The organism is Sphingobacterium chungjuense, assembly GCF_011316935.1.
GTDB lineage: Bacteria > Bacteroidota > Bacteroidia > Sphingobacteriales > Sphingobacteriaceae > Sphingobacterium > Sphingobacterium chungjuense.
On record NZ_WLYS01000001.1, the window covers coordinates 564717 to 586282 of the forward strand.

The window sequence follows — 21566 nt, forward strand, 5'->3', positions numbered from 1 at the left end:
AATCGCTTATTAAGATTTAATGATTGATTTAATATCTTCTAAATATTCAATCGTGAGATTTCTACAGTCTGACATCGCATCAGGATACGTCTTAACCGTCATCAAATCTGCCGCTAAATCTCCTGTATATAGATGAGGTGGGTATTTGTAAAAATTGTATTTTTCAGATCGCGGAGCAAAAAGAATCGCTTTTTTACCTAATAATGTAGCCCAATAAATTGCATGATAACTATTGGTCAATACGATTTTAGAACTGCCAATAAACGCCACGAACTCAGATAGGGACGCGCTATTGGTAAGCATCTCGTATTCTTTGAACTCGGCCGGCAAATGGTGTAAGACATCCTTATGTCCGACTACACCAAACTCTCTTGTAATTACATATGTACTACTTAACTCTGGCATAAAACAGGTCGCACAAGGGACATATCTGAAATCGCCATATTTGAAATCACGCACAGCCACCAAATCAAATAAATTCCAATCTATAGCATTATGAAATTTTTTGCCCGCAAAGCTATTAAACCCAGCAGACCAGACAATGCTTTTTTTGGCTTTCTTTGCCGCAGTAATAAGATTATAATTCCACTCTTCCGTAGCGTTTAGAAGGCCGCCACCACCAATAATAACAGTATCAACAGCACTAATCTTCGCAAGATCGACACAATTTATATCATGTGCCAAACAACGATATTCCTTAAAATGATCTAAAAAATAGCGATAGTAACCACAAGCCATATCACCTGTATTGCTAGTAATATATCGGTGTATAAAGTGCACAGTACTTTTGCTGTCATCGTTCTCATGCAAAATTTTTGAAGGATAACGACTAATAAATCTTTGCAGATGAAGTTTCAAAAAGAAGCGATTATTACTAATCAAATAACGGTAAATGCGTTTTAACGAATTTATCATGTAAAATATTTTTAATGGTGTATTTTGATCATCCGAAACCCTTTATTCCATAAAAATTTCGATTGTGACCATAAGGATATAACCATTTCACTGAAATCAGTATTTAAAAATTTATTATTTTGCTTTAGTACACAAATAAGTAAAACAGTTTCTGTTATAAAAAGTACCAATGGAATATAACTCAATGCTGGAAAGAGCGATAGTACTACATAACATGCACCTACTCCTAAAAACTGAAATAGCAAAAAGGTTAGAGTGAATTTTGTATGGGTATTCGTCGAAAGTGGAACCACACTCGCTAGTCCCCAAATACAAGAAATGAGCATAACGAAAAGCATACCAATAAAAAAGGTATGATCAAACGGCACGGCGTGTTTAGTCCATTCTAGAAAAATAAATTTTCCCGTGACCAGAAGTGCTATCATACAAACCAGAGTAGCGACTAAAGTAACTATAATCGAACGGTAGTAGATATCAAATATTGCTTTGTAGTCTTTTCTGCCGTATGCAGCACATATTTCTGGATTAACAGAAGTGGATAACATATTCATTATCTGTCGTAAGAAATTAAGTAATGTTCGTGTAGTGGTAAAAGCAACTAGCACAGCGCCCCCCAAAAATGTATTCACCGCAAATACCAATCCTTGATTCTGTATCGCCTGCCCTAGTGGAAATGCCATAAATGCCAAAGAGGGCTTTATCATGCTAACAAAAATATCTTTGTCAAAATTTCCAAATGATAGTTTAACAGAAAATATTGAACGCGTGTAAATATGTTTAAATATGCAGCCCCCTATGGAAGGGGCAATGTATAGTAGTGACAATACGATGATATCAAATCCTAAAAACACCGAAAAGAACAAGACAATTAGTTCTGCAATCCGTATGATATTATCAACCACTATTGCTATATGTGTTTTAGCAGTAGCTCTGAATACTCCGTGATATACTCTACCATACATGGTAATAAACACTTGGGCGAGCAGCAAAATAAATGTAGCCGATACTTCCACTTCGGTAAATGAGGTAACCCCCAACATCCCTTTCAAACCCCACTGTGTAGATACTAAAGCTGATACGGAAGTGAAGCATAAGAAAATGAGTATGATAAACAGAAATGCATTTAGCTGCAATTTCTCACATCTCCGATATTCGTGACGCTGGTATTGAATAACAAACTCATTATTACTTGCTCTATTCAACCCCATATCAGTCATCGCAAAAAAGGTCGATAAGGCCGTAATCAAAATCCAATCGGCATACTTGCTTACTCCCCAGAATGTGATGAATAAAGGAACCATCGCAATTTGGGCTACGAAATTAATCGCCATTCCGAAAGAGTTGGCCGCTAAGTTCTTGATAATGGCTTTATATGCAACCATGTAAAATCAGATTTTAATTATTTCGGTGCGACTAAAATTACTACCCAACAATATGCTCCCACTGCGTATTGTAATTGCCTTTCATTAACGTGATGTCAGAAACGACCATTTCCGAAACCAGAGCAGCGAGATCGTACTGCGGTTTCCAACCCAACTTGGTTTTTGATTTTGTAGGATCGCCTAATAATAAATCTACCTCAGTCGGCCTGTAGTAGGTTGGATCTACCCGTACGACAATCTGTCCAATTTCAAATTGATACTCCGTATTGTTCACGCTCTTCACCGTGGCAATCTCCTGTTCGGCTTCGCCGGTAAACTCTAATTCTACTCCGACTTCTTGGAACGCCAAACGCACAAAGTCTCGCACCGAAGTCGTGATACCCGTCGCAATTACATAATCCTCGGGTTCATCTTGCTGTAAGATCCGCCACATGGCTTCTACATAATCCTTCGCATGACCCCAATCGCGTAAAGCATTCATATTACCTAGATACAAGCACTCTTGTTTTCCTAAAGCAATAGCCGCAGTAGCCATGGTAATCTTACGGGTCACAAATGTCTCTCCACGACGAGGTGACTCGTGATTAAACAGAATACCATTACAGGCATACATATTGTAGGCCTCACGGTAATTCTTCGTAATCCAGAATCCATAAATTTTAGCTACACCATAAGGTGAACGTGGGTAAAATGGAGAACTTTCATCATAAAAGCCCTCGGAGTTTTTATTTTCTTCTAAACCACCATATAGCTCAGAAGTAGAAGCTTGATAAATACGGGTTTTCTTTTCCAATCCAAGAATACGGACAGCTTCCAGAATACGAAGCGTTCCCAACCCATCTACATTACCCACATATTCAGGTGAATCAAATGAAACCTTTACATGCGACATCGCGCCTAAGTTGTAAATCTCGTCTGGTTGTACTTCCTGAATAATACGAATTAGATTAGTCGAATCTGTTAAATCACCATAATGCAGCTTAAAACGTACATGTTGCTCATGCTGATCGATATAAAGGTGATCAATACGGTGGGTATTGAAGGAAGAAGCCCTACGCTTCACGCCATGAACCATATATCCTTTTTCTAATAATAATTCGGCTAGGTAAGAACCATCTTGCCCCGTAATACCTGTAATTAATGCTGTTTTCATATTAAAAAGTAAAAAGTAAGAAGTAAAAAACTACTTTGTCTTTTATAGTTTGACTTGCTTGTAATCTTGCTGATTGGCTAAAAACCAATCGTATGTCTTTGCAATACCTTCGCTTAATGCTACGGTATGCTTCCAGCCGAGGTGATGCATTTTAGAGATATCCATGAGTTTGCGCGGTGTGCCATCAGGTTTACTGCTATCCCAGATGATCTCACCTTGATGACCAACAGCCTTTTGTATGGTCTCCGCCAGTTCTTTGATCGTCAAATCTTCGCCCGTCCCCACATTATATAGATATTCTGGTAATACATGCTCCAAAGCAAACAAAACAGAATTAGCCAGATCATCTACAAATAGAAACTCTCGCATAGGCGTGCCCGAACCCCAGAGTGTAACGGGTACATTCCGATTTTCTTTGGCTTCATGAAACTTGCGAATCATAGCCGGTAACACGTGTGAGGTATTTAGATCAAAATTGTCATTCGTACCATAGAGATTAGTCGGCATCAGGCTCACAAAGTCCTTACCAAATTGCTTGCGAATGGCTTGACAGGCTTTTACACCCGTAATTTTGGCGATGGCATACCACTCATTGGTCGGTTCCAAAGAATCTGTCAATAAATATTCTTCTTTCAAGGGTTGTGGCGCCAATTTTGGATAGATACAAGATGACCCCAAGAAAACGAATTTCTTAACATCGTTTCGATGGGCAGCATCAATCAGATTATTCTGGATTTGCATATTCTCCATCAAAAATTGGTAAGGGAAATCATTATTCGCTAAAATGCCACCTACACGAGCCGCCGCATCAATAACCACTTCTGGTTGCTCTCGCTCAAAAAAGTCCAGAACGGCCTGTTGGTTGCGCAGATCCAATTCGGATGAGGTTCGCACAATCAGGTTGGTATAACCATTACGTTCCAACATTCTAATGACTGCTGAGCCCACCATGCCTCTGTGACCAGCTACGTATATTTTAGCCTGTTTTTCCATTTGCATTTTTTATTTACGCTTGAATAGTTGTTGCCACCAAGTTTTGCTTTTCCCTTCTTGTCCGTACTCACCATAGCCGTATCCATATCCATAACCGTAATTACTATAATAGCTACCAGTAGCTTTTACATCATTCACCACGAGTTGTATCGGTTTAATACGATCTTTGGCAACGAGGTCATTTGGAATACGCAATTGTTCTTTATAGGTATGTCCATGTCTTACCAAATAAAGACATAGATCCGCATAACGATTTAACAATTGTGCATCGGTCACCATCCCCACTGGAGGCGCATCCATCAGCACATAATCGTATTGTTCCTTGACTTCGTTCATCAATTGCTCTGCCCTTGCACTCACTAAAAGTTCCGCAGGGTTAGGCGGAATCGCACCAGCCTGTATAAGGTCTACATTTTGATGCACCCCAGAGGACATGACCACATCTTGTAATCGCATTTCTGGTCTGACCGCATAATGTGAAAAACCTTTTCCAGTCGGAAGATTAAGCTTAGAAGTAATAGAAGGTTTTCTGAGATCCAGTTCCATAATCAGTACCTTATTCCCCAATAAGGCCAGCGAAACGGCTAGGTTCAACGCTACATAGGACTTTCCTTCACCCGACATGGAAGAAGTAAACAAAATGGTCTTGTTTCCTTGTAGGGCAAACTCCAGATTGGTACGTATCGCTCGAAACTGCTCGGCAATGGGTGAGCGGGATGTTTTTGTAATAACAACCTGCTCATACTCGTCCGAATGTGAGATCATACCCAGAATAGGTAGATTATTATTCCGTTCGATATCCTCCATACTCATTACTCGAACATTTAATAGATTTCTGATATACAAAAACCCAAGTGGAATCAACAATCCCAAAATCAATCCCATAGCATAGACTGTCTTACCTTTGGGAGAGATGGGTTCTTCTCGAGACTTTGGTGTATCAATCACCTTCGAATTGGACACATTGGCGGTACGACCAATAGCAGTTTCTTCCCATTTCTCCTGTAAGAAGATATACTGCGCTTGTTTAATCTGCTGCAAACGAGCCAAATCAATGTAACCGCGCTCAATTGCTGGAACTCGTTGAATTTGCGAGGTTAATTGGTTGGACATCTGCGCTTGCTTTGACTGAGATAATTCCAAATTACGCTTTGTCGAAGCCAAACTGCTGATCATATCTTCCCGCACGCCGGCAATCTGCACCGTGATGTTCTTGACCAATGGATTATCTTCGGTATTGGCCAGTAATAGGCGTTCCCTTTGCAACACCAGCTCATTATACCGGTTGATTAAGCCATTAAATGCAACATCCTGCAAAACGATGGATGCAGGAACCACACGCGGGTTATTGGCATCTCGTAAATAGCTAGACATGGCATCCAAACTCGATAATTGCACATCAATCTCGGCCAAACTCTTCGTATACTCCGCAGAATTCTCTAATAAAATTCTACTCTGTTCCGTCATATCGGCTAATTGCGTGCTTTGTTTGTAACCAGATATGCGATCTTCTACCCCTGCCAACTCCTGTGTTATTGCTGTGAGCCGTGCATTAATAAAAGATAAGGTAGAATCTGCTACCACATTTTTATCATGGAGATTTCGCTCCATGTACTTCTTAATCAACTGTTGTAGTTGTTCCTCACCTCGCTTCGGCTGTGTACTGCTAAGCGTTAAATCTATGGTGGACACATTTTTATTGGTAACAGATACTTTCAACGAATTCATTAAACCGGCTACTACTTTTCCAATTGGTCTTATTGTAAATCCATAATTATTAGCGTCACGAGATGCATGGTTAGGATTAAGTTGCACTAAGCCAATATTAGCAAGTAGAAAAGGTTTACCAAGCGCCGTTTGAATGGTAGTATCACTGCTAGTAAGAATAACCCCTTCTTCACCAGAATAATCAACTTTAAAGCTAAAAGATTCTCGAATAGAATCGGGATCAGATAATACAGTTAGGCGGAAAGGCGCATGATAAACGGGTCTATTATGAAATGTTCCCTCTACAAAATAGCTCACATACGAACTATCTGCTAGTACGGTCTCTCGCATTAAGTCGTTGGTGGATAACACTTCTACTTCATTATCCACCGAACTTTTAGTACCCATTAATCCAGACAAATCAGCCATCGGAGAACCAGCAAGTGAATTTCCACCTTTTTTATCATCTGACACCAATAGTTTAGCATCAACTGTGTAAACAGGTAAGGTATACCTTAAGTATGTATATGAGGCTACAAGACCAAGTAGGCCACAAAGCACAAACCAATACCAATTGGAAACAATACGACCAAGCAATCTTATAAACTCTTTGTTATCTGAAGGCTGCTCATTAAACTCGAACTCTTCATTCCAGTCTTTTTTACTCATAAATCAAAATCTTGATGTAACGATACGTTAATGTAATTATCCGAATAGGATAGTTTTTACAATCTACTTATTAGTACGATCAATAGTGATAGCACTGTACCTGCAATAGCATAAGTTTGCGTTCTAGCTGCATTATTTGCCGCTGCTTTTGCCTTACCAGGCTCTACATAAATTACGTCGTTCTGCCGTAAATAATAATAGGGAGATTGAAAGATGTCGCTATCGGTTAAGTTGAGTCTTACCATAGCTTTCTGACCATTTTCTTCTCGTACAAGCAGCACATTTTCCCGCTTACCATAGATGGTTAAATCTCCTGCTAGACCTAAAGCATCCAATACCGTTACTTTTTCATTAGGCACGGTATAAGTTGCAGGGCGAGTTACTTCACCAAGTATAGTGATTTTGTAATTAGCAAAGCGCACCTGTACCGTTGGGTTACGATAGAACTCGGATGCTTTTTTGGTAATTAGTTCTCTGGCCTGATAGGTAGTTAGCCCGAGCACTTTTACTTTCCCGAGTAAGGTCATATGCACATAACCATCTTTATCGACTAAAAAACCGGTGATAAGCTGATTTCCTACGCTAGTAGCGCTACTTGCCCCCACAGCTTGCACGGCTTCGGCCTGATTCACCACGCTACTCGTAGTAGGATCCAAGGTTTGAATAGTGATGCTTAGGATATCATCGCCTTGAATTACAGGTTCGGTAAAGTCAGCAGCGGCTTTCATGACTTTTAAGGAGTCTGCCGGCAGGTCACTGAAGTAGACGATGTTTTTCACCGAGCAGCTTCCTAGCAAGGTCGCAAACAGCAGACCACTGATAAGATACCAAAGGGGTGTTCGCGGAAAAGATTTTTTGAAGTTGTTAGTCATTGTGATTGTAGTTGTAGTTTTAATAAGTCTTGTTAGGCATGCGTGTGATCAAATAGTGCCTGATTTTGTAAATTGCATTTTTTGAAGGAAGGCCAAAGGTCTTCTTTCCCGATCCAGTGTTCGAGCGCTTTGATGTGCCGCATATGATGCGCATCACTACCTACCAAATCCACCAACCCTTTTTCACATAACTGCTTGGCGGCCTTTCTTTCGTTAGAACCATAATAGCCATAAAGTGATAGTAGATTAAGTTGTAGCAAACATCCTAATTCGCGTAAGCGCTTGACCGCCTGCACATTGCCGTGATAGAAAACATAACGCTCTGGATGAGCCAAAATCGGTTTTAAACCATTCATCTGTAAGTCGAAAATGACTTTTTCAATCAAAGCGCTTTCTTGAATGTATGACATCTCTATTAAGATATGGTTGTTGGGCAAAGTAGCTAAGGAATCGCCATGTTGGATCAGGCTGTCAAAAGACGTATCGACCATATATTCTGCTGCAAACCCTCCTGCCAGATCGGCATATTTGCTACTCAATATGCTTTCGTAAGACTCCGCAATACGCGCTGGCGTATTGGGATACATCCCTTGAAAAACATGCGGAGTAAAAAAGAACTTTTGGATTCCCAATCCAGATAGACGCTCTATCAATTGCAAGCCATCTTCCAGCGTCGCGGCACCATCGTCCAAGCCGGGTAAGATATGGGAGTGCATATCGATTTGCATCCAATCTAAATTCTGAAACTTTCTTTTTCCGCGGAAGATGTTGAGCATATATTGTTTTGCTAAGCGTCATAATTGTAGAAATACCCGGCCGGAGCGACCGCCCGGGATATTCCCCTACAATTACAAGCTAACACTTGTTTCTTTTGTAAACCATACCGTTTTTTGGCTACGAACGCGGTTCGTAGAATTGTCCAAAACCAGATGGAATACGATATTTTTCACGTTTAATGTATATTATAATTTTCCACACTCTTCTGTCAAGATAGCCAAGTTGGTCGCACCCGCTTTTTCGCCGATGATATCTCCTGGCTGTATACCAACAGTAGCTGTGTTGTCTACGCTGATGGTTTTTCCACCAACTACTTTCACACGGTTATTCCAGATTGCTCTGAAATCGTATCGAGTACCATCCGTACGCAACAACGTCGTTCTCAAAAATCCATTAGTCACGGTTCCTAAGAATGCATAAGCTTGCGTACCTGTTGGACGATAATACAACTGGAAGGTTGGCAACAAAGTAATAGGATCTACCTTATCTGGACAACGTACATACAATTGTAAAGTCGCAGTCGGATTGGCAGGATCTCCTGGATTAGGCAACGCAATTTGCGTAGTCTGCCCACAAGCACCTAGCAATGTTTCCGCCAAAACTGTTCCAGCGGAATTTTTCACTACAATCGTAACTCCTGAAGCAGGTAAGTCTGCTACGGTGATATCTTTCATGCTACTAGAAATAGAATACTGTCCAGAAGCAATCACATTTCCTCCCCATCCCGCTTCTACGGTAACTGGGTAAGTAGAACCATTGGTCATCCAATCGCCTGTAAAACTGATGACAGGCTGAACACTACAAGCTGCACCAAACTCTCCAGCTAAGAAGAAGGTTAAGTGAGTGATCGGGAAGGTTACTCGGTAACCTGCAGTAGCGTCGCCAGTAACAACCGTATTTTGTTCGAATCTCCAAATTCTATCAGTGCTACTATTGGTGAACACTTGGAAGCTTTCTGCAGTACTGATCGCACGATTTGTTAGTGGACTAATGTAATCACTTGAGACTGGTAATCCAAGAGATAGTGGTTGGCTAAATTGTCTGACTGCAATGCCATTGATCACCATGTTGATTCTTGTAATAGCTCCTGGACTGAATGTACCCGCTGAACTAGCACCACCTTCTAAAACAACATTGCTACTTCTAAGACTACCGCCCGGTAGAATAGATTGTGCATCGCGGTTACGTCCATCGATACTTCCAACAACCACTTCAAGGTTTGTACCTACGATCAGGTTACCATCTGCATCTCTAAATTGTGTTCCTGCTGGAATATCTAATGAAACTTGCCCACTACCATCTGCCGCAGGGAAAGAAATCGTGATGGGCTCTAACGTAGCGCCGTTAGCGCCTAATGTAATATTGCGACGAACCTCAGTCACGCCATCAGGAAGTTGTGATGGTCTTCTCAGGGTGATCGTTTCGATACCAGCAGATGCATCCGTAATAGATACGGGAACAATTTGCGTGGTGTAACCACTAGCGCTAATTGTGACGCGAAAGCGCACTGGAGCGGATGCCGATGCAGTTCTTTTTGGATCTAGTCCAAAGGTAACTAGGTTTTCCGTTGGCTTGAAGTCACGGAAACCATTCATATTGTAAATATCTTGGGTATCACCAGATTCAAGTGTTACCGAAACTCCATTGATCGTACTTCCGTTTTCATCAACAATACGTAGAGTCGCAGATTGCTTGATCACCTCGGTACTAATCAGTAAATCAAAATCTTTTAATGGGTTCTCGCAAGAACCAGCAACACTTATCAAAATAAGTGCGCATATATATGTAGCTAATTTTTTCATTTTTGTCATGTGCTTATGGATGATACCCCCTTACCAAAAACGGTAACTAAATCCAATTTCTACACGTGGTAAATAGCGATAGTTGCGGATATTATTTTCGATCCGCGACGCATTAGCCACATTTTCTTCCAATAAACCGCTGGCTTCCATAAGAACTGACGGCTTTGATAAGTAATAAGCTCCTAGATCAATATTCATTGAGAATCTACTATCTATCACAATATTACTCCAGCCTATACCTGCGTATGGATTGACAGTCTCTTTCCAATTCACGTGTGTGGTAATAGTACCGACGTACTCTGGATCGACTGCGATCTCTCCGTATTGGTAAGGATCAGCTAAGCGTGTCTCCAATCGGCCATCTAATTTGAAGAAGTAAGCGCCTCCTAGTTGCACATTGAAAGAGCGGAAAAAACCTGTTCTTGAGGCAAATGGTGTCCAGCCAAATAGTAAAGACACATTATGTGCTTTGGCAAACACGTTGGTTCTGGTATCGCGGCCGCTGTAGTTGCCCTGAATTCTCGTATTAAACGGCATAATACTACCAGCTATTCGCGCTCCAAAGTGCGTCCCAAGCGGTTGATAATAATGTAAGCCAACGCCGGTAGTCCCGACATGCACACCTAATCCTACAGGATATGGGTAACCATACTCATAGGCCGATGTAGGGATACTGTCTCGATCGCTACCATTTGCAAGCACGCTTGTGCTCGCGAATAGGCTGCAGAGACCGAACAGCATCATCACGACAAATGTGAATTTAAATTTCATAAAGGTTGATTTGATATTAAAAAAAGATTTAGTTGTTAATAGGCATTTTCTTCTCCTTTGATCATATTGATTGCAGTCATACAGACAATCTTAAAATCAAGCATAGCTGACCAGTTTCTCAGGTATTCGATATCGTACTCTACCCTTTTAGCCATCAGCGATGGATCTTTGGTTTCTCCCCGAAACCCATTTACCTGAGCCCAACCTGTAATTCCTGGTTTCACAAAGTGACGTACCATATAGTGCTGGATCAATTGACTATAATGTTCTGTATGTGACAACATGTGCGGACGAGGTCCAACCACACTCATCTGACCCAGAAACACGTTGATGAATTGTGGAAACTCATCTAAATTGGTTTTTCGAAGAAATTGACCAATTGGGGTAATGCGTTTGTCACCTTTGCTTGCCTGTTGTGCATTGGATTGCTTGTTTACGACCATACTCCGAAACTTGTAACAACCGAAAGCACGGTTATTTCTGCCAGAACGAGGTTGCTTAAAGAAAATGGGACCCGGACTCTGGATTTTAATGATCAAACCAAAAAGAGGTATCATCCAGCTCAGAATAAAGATAATGACCATGCTGCTAATGAATAGATCAATCAAGCGCTTTTTGAATCTATTCTCCATCGTGGACATGGGCTCCTCGTGAGACTTAAGTACGGGTAGATCGAATTTAACTAGGGCATTTTCATTCCCATTATAAGTTATTCGCGCACTAATCGCCGGAACGAAATTTAGTTGTACACATTGAAAATCTGCCGCTACGATGAGATCTTCGCTATATGCACTCACTTCGGGTGTCGTCACCAGAAATACATCGTGGATACCATCTTTTGAGACCGTCTCGAAATATTCTTTGAATCGCTGAAGTGTTTTTTCCTTATTATGCAAAGCATCCTGATCTTTATAGCCGATAGTATTGATGCTGTAGAAATCGCCTTGTTTCTCGAAATACTCGGCAACTGGCGCCAGATGATCTCCGTGACCAATAATAGCAACTCGCTTAGACCAATTGAATCGCTTAGCAAACGCAGGGTAGATATAAGTCATGAAAAAACGAGACACAATAAAGTAAGTTGCTAGCACCACCGAAAGGATGACAACAAATGGCCATGCATGCGCTAGTTGGAAACCTGACATGACACAAACACCAAAGGAGATGATCAAACCTGTACCTCCACGTAATGTAGCTCGAAACATATTTTCAAGACGTTCCATAGAGACATCCCGATATAGATGTGATAGCAAAGCTGCTAAGATAGCTAGCAAATTATACATCATCCATAGGGATTGGAAAGCCGAAGACGACTTGTCGATGTATTTGATCAGATTAAGCTCTAATGCTAAATCAAAAGCAAGCAAGAAAGCCAAATTCACACAAAAAAAATCTGTAACAACCCAAAAAGCCCTTAAATAGACCAATACTCGATTTTGCACGTACCTAAACATAGTTTTTCATGAGTTAGTGGACAATTCTATAATAACTCCATATTTTTTTGCCTTTCATTTTTCACAAATCACATTTTGGAAAAGGATTATGAAAAAAAATAATACAATCTGGTTCATCGTGCACTTAGTTTTTAACTTCAACCCAAATAATGATTGATAAAACCTTTAGAAAACACATTCAAACCTAATTTTTGACTACTTGCCAAAGATACGTGCAGTAATTGCTGGAAACAATGATTTTACAGAAGACAGGGGTAGACAAATAAGGGACAAGAACAAAAATGGGGCGTCAAAAGGACTCAGACAACGATTTTTACAATCTATGTCCACCTTTTGTCCACCCGACAAAAAATAGCAAAAACATAAAATAAAAGGGAAAATTTTGATAAAAACGCAAAATATGGTGGGAAAATTTAAAAAAGTTAGATGTTGTAACAGCTAAGATTCAGCAGCAGCGTCTTCCATCTTCTTTTTAAGTCGTTGCTTCCCTTTCTTTACGCCATCCATCGAAATGCCTAAGAGGGTAGACATCCCCATGTTACTGTACTTTAATTTCATTAAAGCCAACAACCTCAGATCGCCTTCTGTAAGTCGGGGATACTTTACTTTCTTTTTCTTTAAATAATCTGGAAAGACCTGATCAAAGGTGAGCTTGAATTTTGTCCATCGATCATCGGTCATAATAGGCTCTTTCAGCAATTCATCCAGCGCTTCGACAGAGCGGACTTTGATATTACTATTTTCCTTACCCAGTTTTTCTAAATCACTCTGCAGACCTGCAATAAGTGTTGTGTTTTCTTTTGACTTCTCATCCGCCTGCTTCCATGAGTTTGTAATTGTTTCCAGTTCCTTATTCAACACTTCACGTTCCAGTGCGTAGGTTAATTGCTCCTTCTCTAAAAGCGTGGATTTGATCTTGTGTTTGTTTTTACTTCTATTAAGTAGGAGGATGATAATAATTAAAACAGAGGTGAGCAAAAGTCCAAATGTTAATTCTAGCAACAGGGTAGTTTTTCTTTCGCCTTTGGAAGCCTCTATCGCGCGCTGATAGTCATCAGATTGCCATTGCCAATAGGCTCTTTGCAATTCATCATATCTTTCGGTAGCACGCAGGCTATCATCGTACTGTACATACTGCTTTAAATAATGCAATTCGTCGGATTGATCTCCCTTGATGCGAGCAATTTCGGAGCGTAACTTAGACATGCGGGTTTTGATGGGGAGAAAAAAAGGCTTTGACTTCACGTATACTTCACTGCGCGATAGATAACTCTCTGCTTCTTGCCATCCACCTATGTCGATTAGTACATCAGCTAGCTTAATCATAGAACGCATCGCATCCAGATGCTCGTTATACTTTACGGATAATCGTACATTTTCTCGCAGCAATCGAATAGCTTTGTACGGATTTCCCTTCTGCTCTTCTATAGAAGCCAGATTCCCGAATACGATCCCCATCCACAAACTATCTTGATTGCGTTCGGCAATACCAAGTGCCCGTTGAAAATGTACCACAGCTTGCCCCAGTTGCTGTTGCTTTTCACTATAGACTCCCATGGAATTCACCATGCTAATATGTAAAGCTGTACCATCTTTGCAATAAGGAAGACCTACTTGCAGCAACTTGATAGCACCCGAATAATTACCAATATATCCGTAAAAAGAAGAGATCTGATGGATGTGGCGACTAAAAAGCGGCACTGCTTTGTAATTAACTTTTCCGATCAATTCTCCTGCTTGCAGAAAGTGAGGAATAGCTGCCTCCAACTCCCGGTATACAAAATAATAATATCCCTGCCTGATAAGCGCAATGAGACGAAGTTCATCATTTTGAATACGTTTGGCAGAAGACAAGGCTTTCTTATAGCAAAGGTCTGATCTCGGATTAACCTTATCACTCAATTGAGAGTAATAATCAGCGGCCAACAAATCGTGAATAATCTCTAACTCGGCACTTTTTTGGGCTTTTGAGCTCTGAAGCAACTTGTTGAGATTCGCAACCACTGCTACACTATCTTTGGATTGATAATTCTTATCCATTAAGATAGACTCTAGAGAAGATACGTTACCTACGCTATTAGATTTATTCGATAAGGATCTATGTTGAGCAGGCGCAATCACATGACACAACAAAAAAGCTATCACGCAAAGTAAACGAGACATGGATAGAGCTAATCTTTTTCAAAGGTTGACAATACAATGATACCGATTGTGGATGGTAAATCAAAAACATGTTACAAACATTCAGAAAAACATTGTTCTGGAAGAAAAAATGAAATAATTTCAAAAGAAGAGCTAAAATCTAGGCAGATTTCTCACTCGGAACCACGTAAACAGACTCGGGATTATCCAGCACCTCGAATTCTGAATTCTGTGATTTAAATTCTGGCACAATAGCTTTGACTCTTGAGACCAACTCAATATTACAATAGCTCGTAGGCATGCATTTTATGTAATCACACAACTCCTCGATCTCCATATATCTTTCAGCGAGGTCGTCCGTATTGACTCTAGCGATCATAATCTTCTCATGGTATGTTTTGATCGTATTTTCGCCATTCGCCAACAGTTCCTCAAAAACTTTTTCGCCTGGACGAAGACCGACAATCTTGATATCAATATCAACAGGATATTGAAGTCCCTTGAGGGCAATCATTTTCTTTGCCAGTTCAATAATTCTAACTGGCCGCCCCATGTCAAACACAAACACCTCTCCTCCCTTACCCATAACGGCAGCCTCTTGCACCAGTTGACAAGCTTCTGGTATGGTCATAAAATACCGCGTAATATCGGGGTGTGTAATTGTCAAAGGTCCACCTTCTTTTATTTGTCGTTCAAAAAGCGGTATCACGGAACCATTAGACCCCAACACATTACCAAACCGAGTTACAATATATGAAGTCTTAGATTTTCTATTCAGTGCAGCGACATACACCTCTGCAATTCGTTTTGTAGCTCCCATCACATTGGTAGGATTTACGGCTTTATCGGTAGAAATCATTACGAACTTTTCTACCTTATATTTATCAGCTAATTGCGCAATCACCGTTGTACCAACCACATTTGTCCAGACCGCTTCGTATGGATTCTCCTCCATCAATGGCACATGCTTATAAGCCGCCGCATGGAATATGATTTCTGGCCGTTCAGCCTCAAAGAGAGCTTCCATAAAAATAACGTCTCGCACATCACCTACCACAGGCTTTATATTCTGAGGTCGCTTTAGATGCTTGAGTTCCTGTTGTACATCGTAAAGGGCAGACTCTGCCTGATCTACAATAATTAATTTCTTGCAAGCAGCACGCGCGATCTGCCGCACCAATTCAGCACCAATAGAACCTGCACCACCAGTTACAAGTATTGTTTTCCCTTGAAATGCATCTGATACGACTGGATTATCGATATTAATCGCTTTCCTTCCCAGAAGATCTTCAATTTTTAAGGTTCGAATATGCTGCGCAGCAACAGCTCCTTCGATATATTTGGACGAAGGGGGAATAACCTTGATTTTCAAAGGAAGTTTCTCTGCCACACTAGAGATTCGACTCAGTCGTTCAGGGTCTATATCGTCGATAGCGATAATAAGCTCTTGCGCTCCACCGATCTGCCCTAGCAAATCATACGATAAATGACTTAAGGGGCGAACTGGCAAACCATTTATGTGCTTCCCAATTCGTTTGGGATTATCATCCACAATGGCTACTACCCGATACCTATTTCTGGACCCTAAATGCAGCATGTTATACGTATTATGCCCCATATTACCCGCACCAAAAAGTATAACTGAAATCGCATTCTCCTTGTTGTACCAAAACAATTGGTGAAACAATTCACGATATAGCAGTCGCAACCCACTCATAGTAATTCCCACCATCATACCGTGTAAAAGAAGTTGCGTGTGGGAAAAATGAAAAATATTATGGCTAATTGTACGTGATGATGTCTGATTTAAAAAAAACGAATCGACACTATAAGCCGACACAAAAAGAACTAGCATAGAAAGTAATATGCTGTTCCCGATCAAGAAAAGATCATTCAGGCTCGTTCTACGGATAATCCCTTTAAAAGGCCTGTAAACGAGGAAGGAAATAAAATATACCAGCGATACTACAACAGATTGACTCAACATCGTACTGATATTCACCTTTCCTACCAACCGCATGATGAGCAGATAACTCAGACAGAAACAGCACCAAACAACTACAAAGTCAATGAGCAACACCAACCAACTTGGTCCGTGCATTAATAACTTTGATTTTACATCCGAGCTTAAAAACATCAAGATCTGCCACTAATTATTTTCACCCACTAGATTAAATAACGGGTAATAAAGGCATAAAGATATGAAAATAAACAGTAAAAGGCCTGCTGATATTTGTAAGACTATTTGTTATTTTCTCCCACAAAATAATTACTCGGCCACAGGTGATTGTCCAATGCCGCATGGTCTACTGGATAATCAGCGTAAACCAATAGCTCAGCATTATTCTCTGTCGCTTGAAAGGCCGTAGCATAGCCTGCTGGGACGTGCAAAATTTGGCCCTCGGAAGCGCTGAGTAAGAACTCGTCGACAGGCAGGTTTGGCGAAGGGCTCTTCCAATCATCAATCTTGACTAAACACGCCATAAACTCACCTGATACCACATAAAACCAACGCTGCTCGATTTTGTGACCTCGCCAACCTCGGATCACCTCAAGGTCAGCATTTTGAATAAGGTAAAACCGCTTCACCTGCGTCATATCAAAGGCATTGACAAAGCGAATCTGCCCGCGTGTGTCTTTTGCGATACCGCCGGCGATAAAACTATAATCTGAATTTTGCATATCTAACTTGTCTGCTGGTTACCTCTTATGTGTTTTTTTATTATAAATTCCTTCAGAAGGAGATATACTATACTGAGTACTAATAATGAAACAATTGAAAACAGAATTTGCGCTTTAACATCAAAATTAGTTGCGTAAATAACTAGCATGCCGAAAACAAACTGAAGAATTCCATATGTTGCCGATACCATAAGCTTGGGAATACCAGCTTCATTGGCCAAATATTGATATAAATGCGATCGATGGGCTTGAAATATGTTTTCCTTTAGATAGAGCCTTCGAACGATTGTCCATACAGCGTCGATACCGTAAACCCCAAGGAATAGAATGTAAATAAAGTTTCCTGTATATAATATCAGCTTAGCCAGCGCAAACATTAGGATAAAGGCAATAGCTACCGAACCGACATCTCCTGCAAAGCATTTGGCTTTTTTACGAAAATTGAAGAACGCAAAGGCAAGTACACCAAGCATTGTATAAGATAGGAGATCTGGATCAATGAAGCCTACGGTATTATTGACCAGCATCAGAAGACCACCTACTGCTAAACTGTATGCGGCCGTAATACCATTAATACCATCCATAAAATTATACGCATTGATAACTCCGACGACCAGCACGAACGTTGCAAGCAGGTAAAACCAAGGCATTGTAAATAATTCTAATTGGTACGCCATCAATAGAACCGACAAAAAATGGATTACTAATCGTAGTTTGTTGGAAAGCGTTAATAAATCATCCGCGAAAGAAACGGCCGTCATCAAGGTTAATCCAAGAAAAAACCACGGATAAGAAAAGTCAGACGTAACAAAATAGACTAAGGCGGCAAAATAAAACACCACACCGCCACCGCGTAAGGTTACTTCTGTGTGCGACGACCGTTCATTGGGTTTATCAATAATATTGAAATGATCCGCGACACTAAAATAGAGTAATTCAAACAGGAGGAATGCAGCTAATAGCAGAATGTAAAGCATGTTATATGATGGTATTTAGCGAAAATAGCAGAATTACGACTTATTATCGACAAAAGATCGGGTTGTTTTTTCCATACCTTCTCGGGCTGTAAGCGGAAGTTTATCGATGCCTAAGGCGTCTTTTATCTTTTGACTGGAGACAATATATGATTCCGTCAACTTTTTTAGTCGCTCGGAGTTTAAGGGCAGGGAACAGATGTCGCCTATTTCGGCCAGTTTGATTACAAACCCTTTAGGTATTTTCCAGAGTTTTGCTTTTTTACCTAAAACTGCAGAAGTTATTGAGATAATATCACTGGTCGACAACACTTCATCATCTGCGAAATTATACACACCAGAATTTAAATCCGGATTTCTAATCATTTGGTCAATGAGATAGCAAAGATTATCTATACTGACGAAAGATCTCTTGTTATGGAAAGCTGCTAAAGGCCAAGGCAAACCTTTGCTTACAACTTTATACAAAAGATTTAGATTGCCTTTATTTCCTGGCCCATGTATCATGCAAGGCCTGATGATAAATAATCTTTTCCCTTCTGGCAACGGAGTTTTCAATAATACATTCTCTGCTTCCAGTTTAGATTTTCCATATGGTGTAAGCGGGTCAGCGATTGCATCTTCTGTCAAAACACCTTCGACTGTATCTGCGACCGCTTTAACAGATGAAAAGTAAAAAAAGTCACGTATATCGGATTGCAAGAATTTCTTAAAAACAGCTAGCGTCAGATCCTTATTGATCTTGAAATACTCTAAATAGTCTGAAGTATTACTTGTATCGTGCGCTTTCCCGGCCAGATGAATAATAGCGGTGGCATTTGTCCATTCCTGCGACTGCCACATTGCATCACGAAGAGAGATGGCTGTAGTCGCATGACCTTTCGCCCTGAGGTATGTTGAAAGATTTGTTCCAACGAAGCCGGAAGTTCCTGTAATATATATCATATCAGTTTCTATTCTCCTATCGCGTAATAGGAGAATCCTATCTTTTGTAATTCCGCACCATCGAGCAATTTCCTACCATCAAAAAGGAAGGCTGGCCGTTTCATATTTTCCCTGATTTTCGCCCAATCATACTGCTTAAATTCATCCCACTCGGTTAAAACAGCTACGGCATGCGCACAGTTTACCGCTTCTTCCGCGGTATTCACAACCTTTACTAAACGACGATTTTCCTCTGAGGAGCGCGTACCTAGGTAATCCAAGTCGCGATAGATTTGTTCAACAGATACTTTTGGGTCGTACACGATAATGTTTGCCTCTTCGTCTAACAAATGATCTGCTACATAAATAGCGGCCGATTCGCGCGTATCGTTAGTATTTTTCTTGAATGCCCAACCCAAGAAAGCAATTTGCTTGCCATTGACCGTATTGTACATGGTTTTGATGATTCGCTCCGCGAAGCGTGTTTTCTGATGATCGTTTAACAAAATAACTTGTTCCCAATAATCAGCCACTTCGTTTAGGTGATAAGAACGCGCAATATATACAAGATTCAGAATATCCTTTTGGAAGCATGATCCACCAAAACCTACCGATGCTTTTAAGAACTTAGAGCCAATACGGCTGTCTTTACCTATGGCATGTGCCACTTCATCAACGTTCGCACCCGTTACCTCACACAATTCGGAGATGGCATTGATGCTAGAAACACGTTGCGCCAAAAATGCATTTGCCACCAATTTAGAAAGCTCGGAAGACCATAAGCTGGTTGTTAAAATGCGCTCTCTCGGCACCCACGCTTCATAGACCTGTACTAGCGCTTCGATTGCTTCTGCGTCTTCACCGCCTATGAGTACACGATCTGGATTGTGCAAATCGGTTACTGCTGTACCTTCTGCTAGGAATTCAGGGTTAGAAAGAATATGGAAGTTCACACCATTTCCGGTATGATCTAAAATACTTTTCAAAGCCTCGGCTGTACGTACCGGAAGCGTAGACTTCTCGACTACGATCTTGTCTGACTTGGCTACTGCAGCAATCTGGCGAGCACATAACTCGATAAACTTTAAATCGGCTGCCTGTCCTTTGCCTTTACCGAAGGTTTTAGTAGGTGTGTTGACCGAGATAAAGATCATATCGGCCTCATCGATCGCTTTATCCACATCGGTAGAAAAGAATAGATTGCGACCACGTGCTTCCGCGACTACCGCATCTAAGCCAGGTTCGTAAACCGGAAGATTCTCCAAATTTTCGTCATTCCAAGCGGCAATCCGTTGCTGGTTCAAATCCACAACGGTAACTTCGACATGGGGATTTTTCTGCGCAATCACAGACATGGTTGGTCCGCCGACGTAGCCGGCTCCTATACAGGTTATTTTTTTTATCATTAGTCTCTATTTTACTACTGTATGTCTATTGATTAGATTCGCACACTTTAAGATATTAACTATATCCGAGGCTCTGAAACCAACCTTCTAACATACTCAAAATATTCACCTTTCAAACCGTCAATACTTTTAGAGAGTGATTGGACAGATATATACTTCTTGCTAAGCGCTATCTCTTCAAGACAAGCCACCTTAAGGGATGTTCTTTTTTCTATCGCTTTTATAAATTCTGTAGCCTCACTTAATGATTCGTGAGTACCCGTGTCAAGCCATGCAAACCCCCTACCTAAGGGTTGAAGGTGCAAAATATCCTTAAACAAATATGCTTGGTTAATTGACGTTATCTCAAGCTCCCCCCTATCGGAAGGTTGTGTTCTTCTAGCTTCCTGCACAACAGAGTTCGGATAAAAATATAAACCTACGACAGCATGATTTGACTTAGGTTTAGTCGGCTTCTCTTCAATGCTCAACACCTTACCAGTGGTATCGAATTCAGCTACACCATATCTTTCGGGATCTTCCACATAATAGCCAAATACAACAGCCCTCTCTGACGACTCTACTTTTTTCCGAGCATCGGCAAGGTATTTTTGCAAACCAGCACCATAAAAAATATTATCTCCGAGGATGAGACACACTGTGTCACTACCGATAAAATTCGCCCCAATGATAAAAGCTTGAGCTAATCCGTCGGGACTTGGTTGTACTGCGTACGAAAGTTCTATGCCGAATTGTGAACCATCTCCTAGTAGCCGCTCGAAATTAGGTAAATCATGGGGTGTCGATATTATTAGGATTTCTTTGATATCAGCGAGCATAAGCACTGACAAAGGATAATAAATCATGGGTTTATCATAAACAGGTAATAGCTGTTTAGAAACCGCAATCGTAAGTGGATGGAGGCGAGTTCCCGAACCTCCCGCTAGTATAATCCCTTTCATGT

General features: G+C 40.8%; 17 protein-coding genes. All 17 read right to left on the reverse strand.

Annotation, left to right across the window (positions count from 1 at the left end; translation table 11 throughout):
• Positions 1 to 9: 9 nt before the first annotated feature.
• The gene (locus GKO22_RS02600; protein WP_166332532.1) at positions 10 to 915 is read right to left on the reverse strand and encodes a polysaccharide pyruvyl transferase family protein; all 906 of its coding nucleotides are present in this window, start codon (positions 913 to 915) and stop codon (positions 10 to 12) included.
• A gap of 11 nt (positions 916 to 926) precedes the next feature.
• Positions 927 to 2297 carry a lipopolysaccharide biosynthesis protein gene (locus tag GKO22_RS02605; RefSeq protein ID WP_166332533.1) on the reverse strand — a complete coding sequence of 457 codons (1371 nt, stop codon included), beginning with the start codon at positions 2295 to 2297 and terminating at the stop codon, positions 927 to 929.
• A gap of 40 nt (positions 2298 to 2337) precedes the next feature.
• A complete protein-coding gene (gene gmd / locus GKO22_RS02610) occupies positions 2338 to 3450 on the reverse strand; it encodes a GDP-mannose 4,6-dehydratase (protein ID WP_166332534.1) in 1113 nt (370 codons plus the stop codon).
• A 42-nt stretch (positions 3451 to 3492) separates the two neighbouring features.
• Positions 3493 to 4443, reverse strand: a complete 951-nt coding sequence (locus GKO22_RS02615; RefSeq protein ID WP_166332535.1) for a GDP-L-fucose synthase family protein — start codon at positions 4441 to 4443, stop codon at positions 3493 to 3495.
• Positions 4444 to 4452: 9 nt separating this feature from the next.
• Positions 4453 to 6819 (reverse strand): GumC family protein, encoded by a 2367-nt coding sequence (locus GKO22_RS02620; RefSeq protein ID WP_166332536.1) that lies wholly within the window; start codon positions 6817 to 6819, stop codon positions 4453 to 4455.
• 56 nt (positions 6820 to 6875) lie between these two features.
• Positions 6876 to 7691 carry a polysaccharide biosynthesis/export family protein gene (locus tag GKO22_RS02625; RefSeq protein ID WP_166332537.1) on the reverse strand — a complete coding sequence of 272 codons (816 nt, stop codon included), beginning with the start codon at positions 7689 to 7691 and terminating at the stop codon, positions 6876 to 6878.
• A 32-nt stretch (positions 7692 to 7723) separates the two neighbouring features.
• Positions 7724 to 8467, reverse strand: coding sequence for a tyrosine-protein phosphatase (locus GKO22_RS02630; protein WP_166332538.1), 744 nt, complete (start codon positions 8465 to 8467; stop codon positions 7724 to 7726).
• A 186-nt stretch (positions 8468 to 8653) separates the two neighbouring features.
• Positions 8654 to 10270 carry a hypothetical protein gene (locus GKO22_RS02635; protein WP_166332539.1) on the reverse strand — a complete coding sequence of 539 codons (1617 nt, stop codon included), beginning with the start codon at positions 10268 to 10270 and terminating at the stop codon, positions 8654 to 8656.
• A 30-nt stretch (positions 10271 to 10300) separates the two neighbouring features.
• Positions 10301 to 11041, reverse strand: a complete 741-nt coding sequence (locus GKO22_RS02640) for a hypothetical protein (RefSeq protein WP_166332540.1) — start codon at positions 11039 to 11041, stop codon at positions 10301 to 10303.
• A gap of 35 nt (positions 11042 to 11076) precedes the next feature.
• Positions 11077 to 12495 (reverse strand): exopolysaccharide biosynthesis polyprenyl glycosylphosphotransferase, encoded by a 1419-nt coding sequence (locus tag GKO22_RS02645; RefSeq protein WP_262886470.1) that lies wholly within the window; start codon positions 12493 to 12495, stop codon positions 11077 to 11079.
• Positions 12496 to 12933: 438 nt separating this feature from the next.
• Complete coding sequence (locus tag GKO22_RS02650) at positions 12934 to 14535, reverse strand: tetratricopeptide repeat protein (protein WP_166332542.1); 1602 nt, start codon at positions 14533 to 14535, stop codon at positions 12934 to 12936.
• 262 nt (positions 14536 to 14797) lie between these two features.
• Complete coding sequence (locus GKO22_RS02655; protein WP_240920088.1) at positions 14798 to 16372, reverse strand: polysaccharide biosynthesis protein; 1575 nt, start codon at positions 16370 to 16372, stop codon at positions 14798 to 14800.
• A gap of 506 nt (positions 16373 to 16878) precedes the next feature.
• Positions 16879 to 17319 carry a WxcM-like domain-containing protein gene (locus tag GKO22_RS02660; RefSeq protein WP_166332543.1) on the reverse strand — a complete coding sequence of 147 codons (441 nt, stop codon included), beginning with the start codon at positions 17317 to 17319 and terminating at the stop codon, positions 16879 to 16881.
• Positions 17320 to 17321: 2 nt separating this feature from the next.
• Positions 17322 to 18296 carry an MraY family glycosyltransferase gene (locus GKO22_RS02665; protein WP_166332544.1) on the reverse strand — a complete coding sequence of 325 codons (975 nt, stop codon included), beginning with the start codon at positions 18294 to 18296 and terminating at the stop codon, positions 17322 to 17324.
• 33 nt (positions 18297 to 18329) lie between these two features.
• On the reverse strand, positions 18330 to 19238 hold the full coding sequence (locus GKO22_RS02670; protein ID WP_166332545.1) for an NAD-dependent epimerase/dehydratase family protein: 909 nt from the start codon (positions 19236 to 19238) through the stop codon (positions 18330 to 18332).
• Positions 19239 to 19246: 8 nt separating this feature from the next.
• Positions 19247 to 20623 (reverse strand): nucleotide sugar dehydrogenase, encoded by a 1377-nt coding sequence (locus GKO22_RS02675; protein WP_166332546.1) that lies wholly within the window; start codon positions 20621 to 20623, stop codon positions 19247 to 19249.
• Between the two features lie 59 nt (positions 20624 to 20682).
• A complete protein-coding gene (rfbA, locus tag GKO22_RS02680; RefSeq protein WP_166332547.1) occupies positions 20683 to 21564 on the reverse strand; it encodes a glucose-1-phosphate thymidylyltransferase RfbA in 882 nt (293 codons plus the stop codon).
• Positions 21565 to 21566: the final 2 nt, after the last annotated feature.

Bases quoted from the DNA above. Each gene is read 5' to 3' on its own strand.
- GKO22_RS02675 (WP_166332546.1), bottom strand. From the start codon at position 20,623: ATGATAAAAAAAATAACCTGTATAGGAGCCGGCTACGTCGGCGGACCA.
- GKO22_RS02600 (WP_166332532.1), bottom strand. From the start codon at position 915: ATGATAAATTCGTTAAAACGCATTTACCGTTATTTGATTAGTAATAAT.
- GKO22_RS02640 (WP_166332540.1), bottom strand. From the start codon at position 11,041: ATGAAATTTAAATTCACATTTGTCGTGATGATGCTGTTCGGTCTCTGC.
- GKO22_RS02665 (WP_166332544.1), bottom strand. From the start codon at position 18,296: ATGCTTTACATTCTGCTATTAGCTGCATTCCTCCTGTTTGAATTACTC.
- GKO22_RS02655 (WP_240920088.1), bottom strand. From the start codon at position 16,372: ATGATGGTGGGAATTACTATGAGTGGGTTGCGACTGCTATATCGTGAA.
- GKO22_RS02635 (WP_166332539.1), bottom strand. From the start codon at position 10,270: ATGAAAAAATTAGCTACATATATATGCGCACTTATTTTGATAAGTGTT.
- GKO22_RS02660 (WP_166332543.1), bottom strand. From the start codon at position 17,319: ATGCAAAATTCAGATTATAGTTTTATCGCCGGCGGTATCGCAAAAGAC.
- gmd (WP_166332534.1), bottom strand. From the start codon at position 3,450: ATGAAAACAGCATTAATTACAGGTATTACGGGGCAAGATGGTTCTTAC.
- GKO22_RS02645 (WP_262886470.1), bottom strand. From the start codon at position 12,495: ATGTTTAGGTACGTGCAAAATCGAGTATTGGTCTATTTAAGGGCTTTT.
- GKO22_RS02605 (WP_166332533.1), bottom strand. From the start codon at position 2,297: ATGGTTGCATATAAAGCCATTATCAAGAACTTAGCGGCCAACTCTTTC.
- GKO22_RS02650 (WP_166332542.1), bottom strand. From the start codon at position 14,535: ATGGATAAGAATTATCAATCCAAAGATAGTGTAGCAGTGGTTGCGAAT.
- GKO22_RS02630 (WP_166332538.1), bottom strand. From the start codon at position 8,467: ATGCTCAACATCTTCCGCGGAAAAAGAAAGTTTCAGAATTTAGATTGG.
- GKO22_RS02625 (WP_166332537.1), bottom strand. From the start codon at position 7,691: ATGACTAACAACTTCAAAAAATCTTTTCCGCGAACACCCCTTTGGTAT.
- rfbA (WP_166332547.1), bottom strand. From the start codon at position 21,564: ATGAAAGGGATTATACTAGCGGGAGGTTCGGGAACTCGCCTCCATCCA.
- GKO22_RS02615 (WP_166332535.1), bottom strand. From the start codon at position 4,443: ATGGAAAAACAGGCTAAAATATACGTAGCTGGTCACAGAGGCATGGTG.
- GKO22_RS02620 (WP_166332536.1), bottom strand. From the start codon at position 6,819: ATGAGTAAAAAAGACTGGAATGAAGAGTTCGAGTTTAATGAGCAGCCT.
- GKO22_RS02670 (WP_166332545.1), bottom strand. From the start codon at position 19,238: ATGATATATATTACAGGAACTTCCGGCTTCGTTGGAACAAATCTTTCA.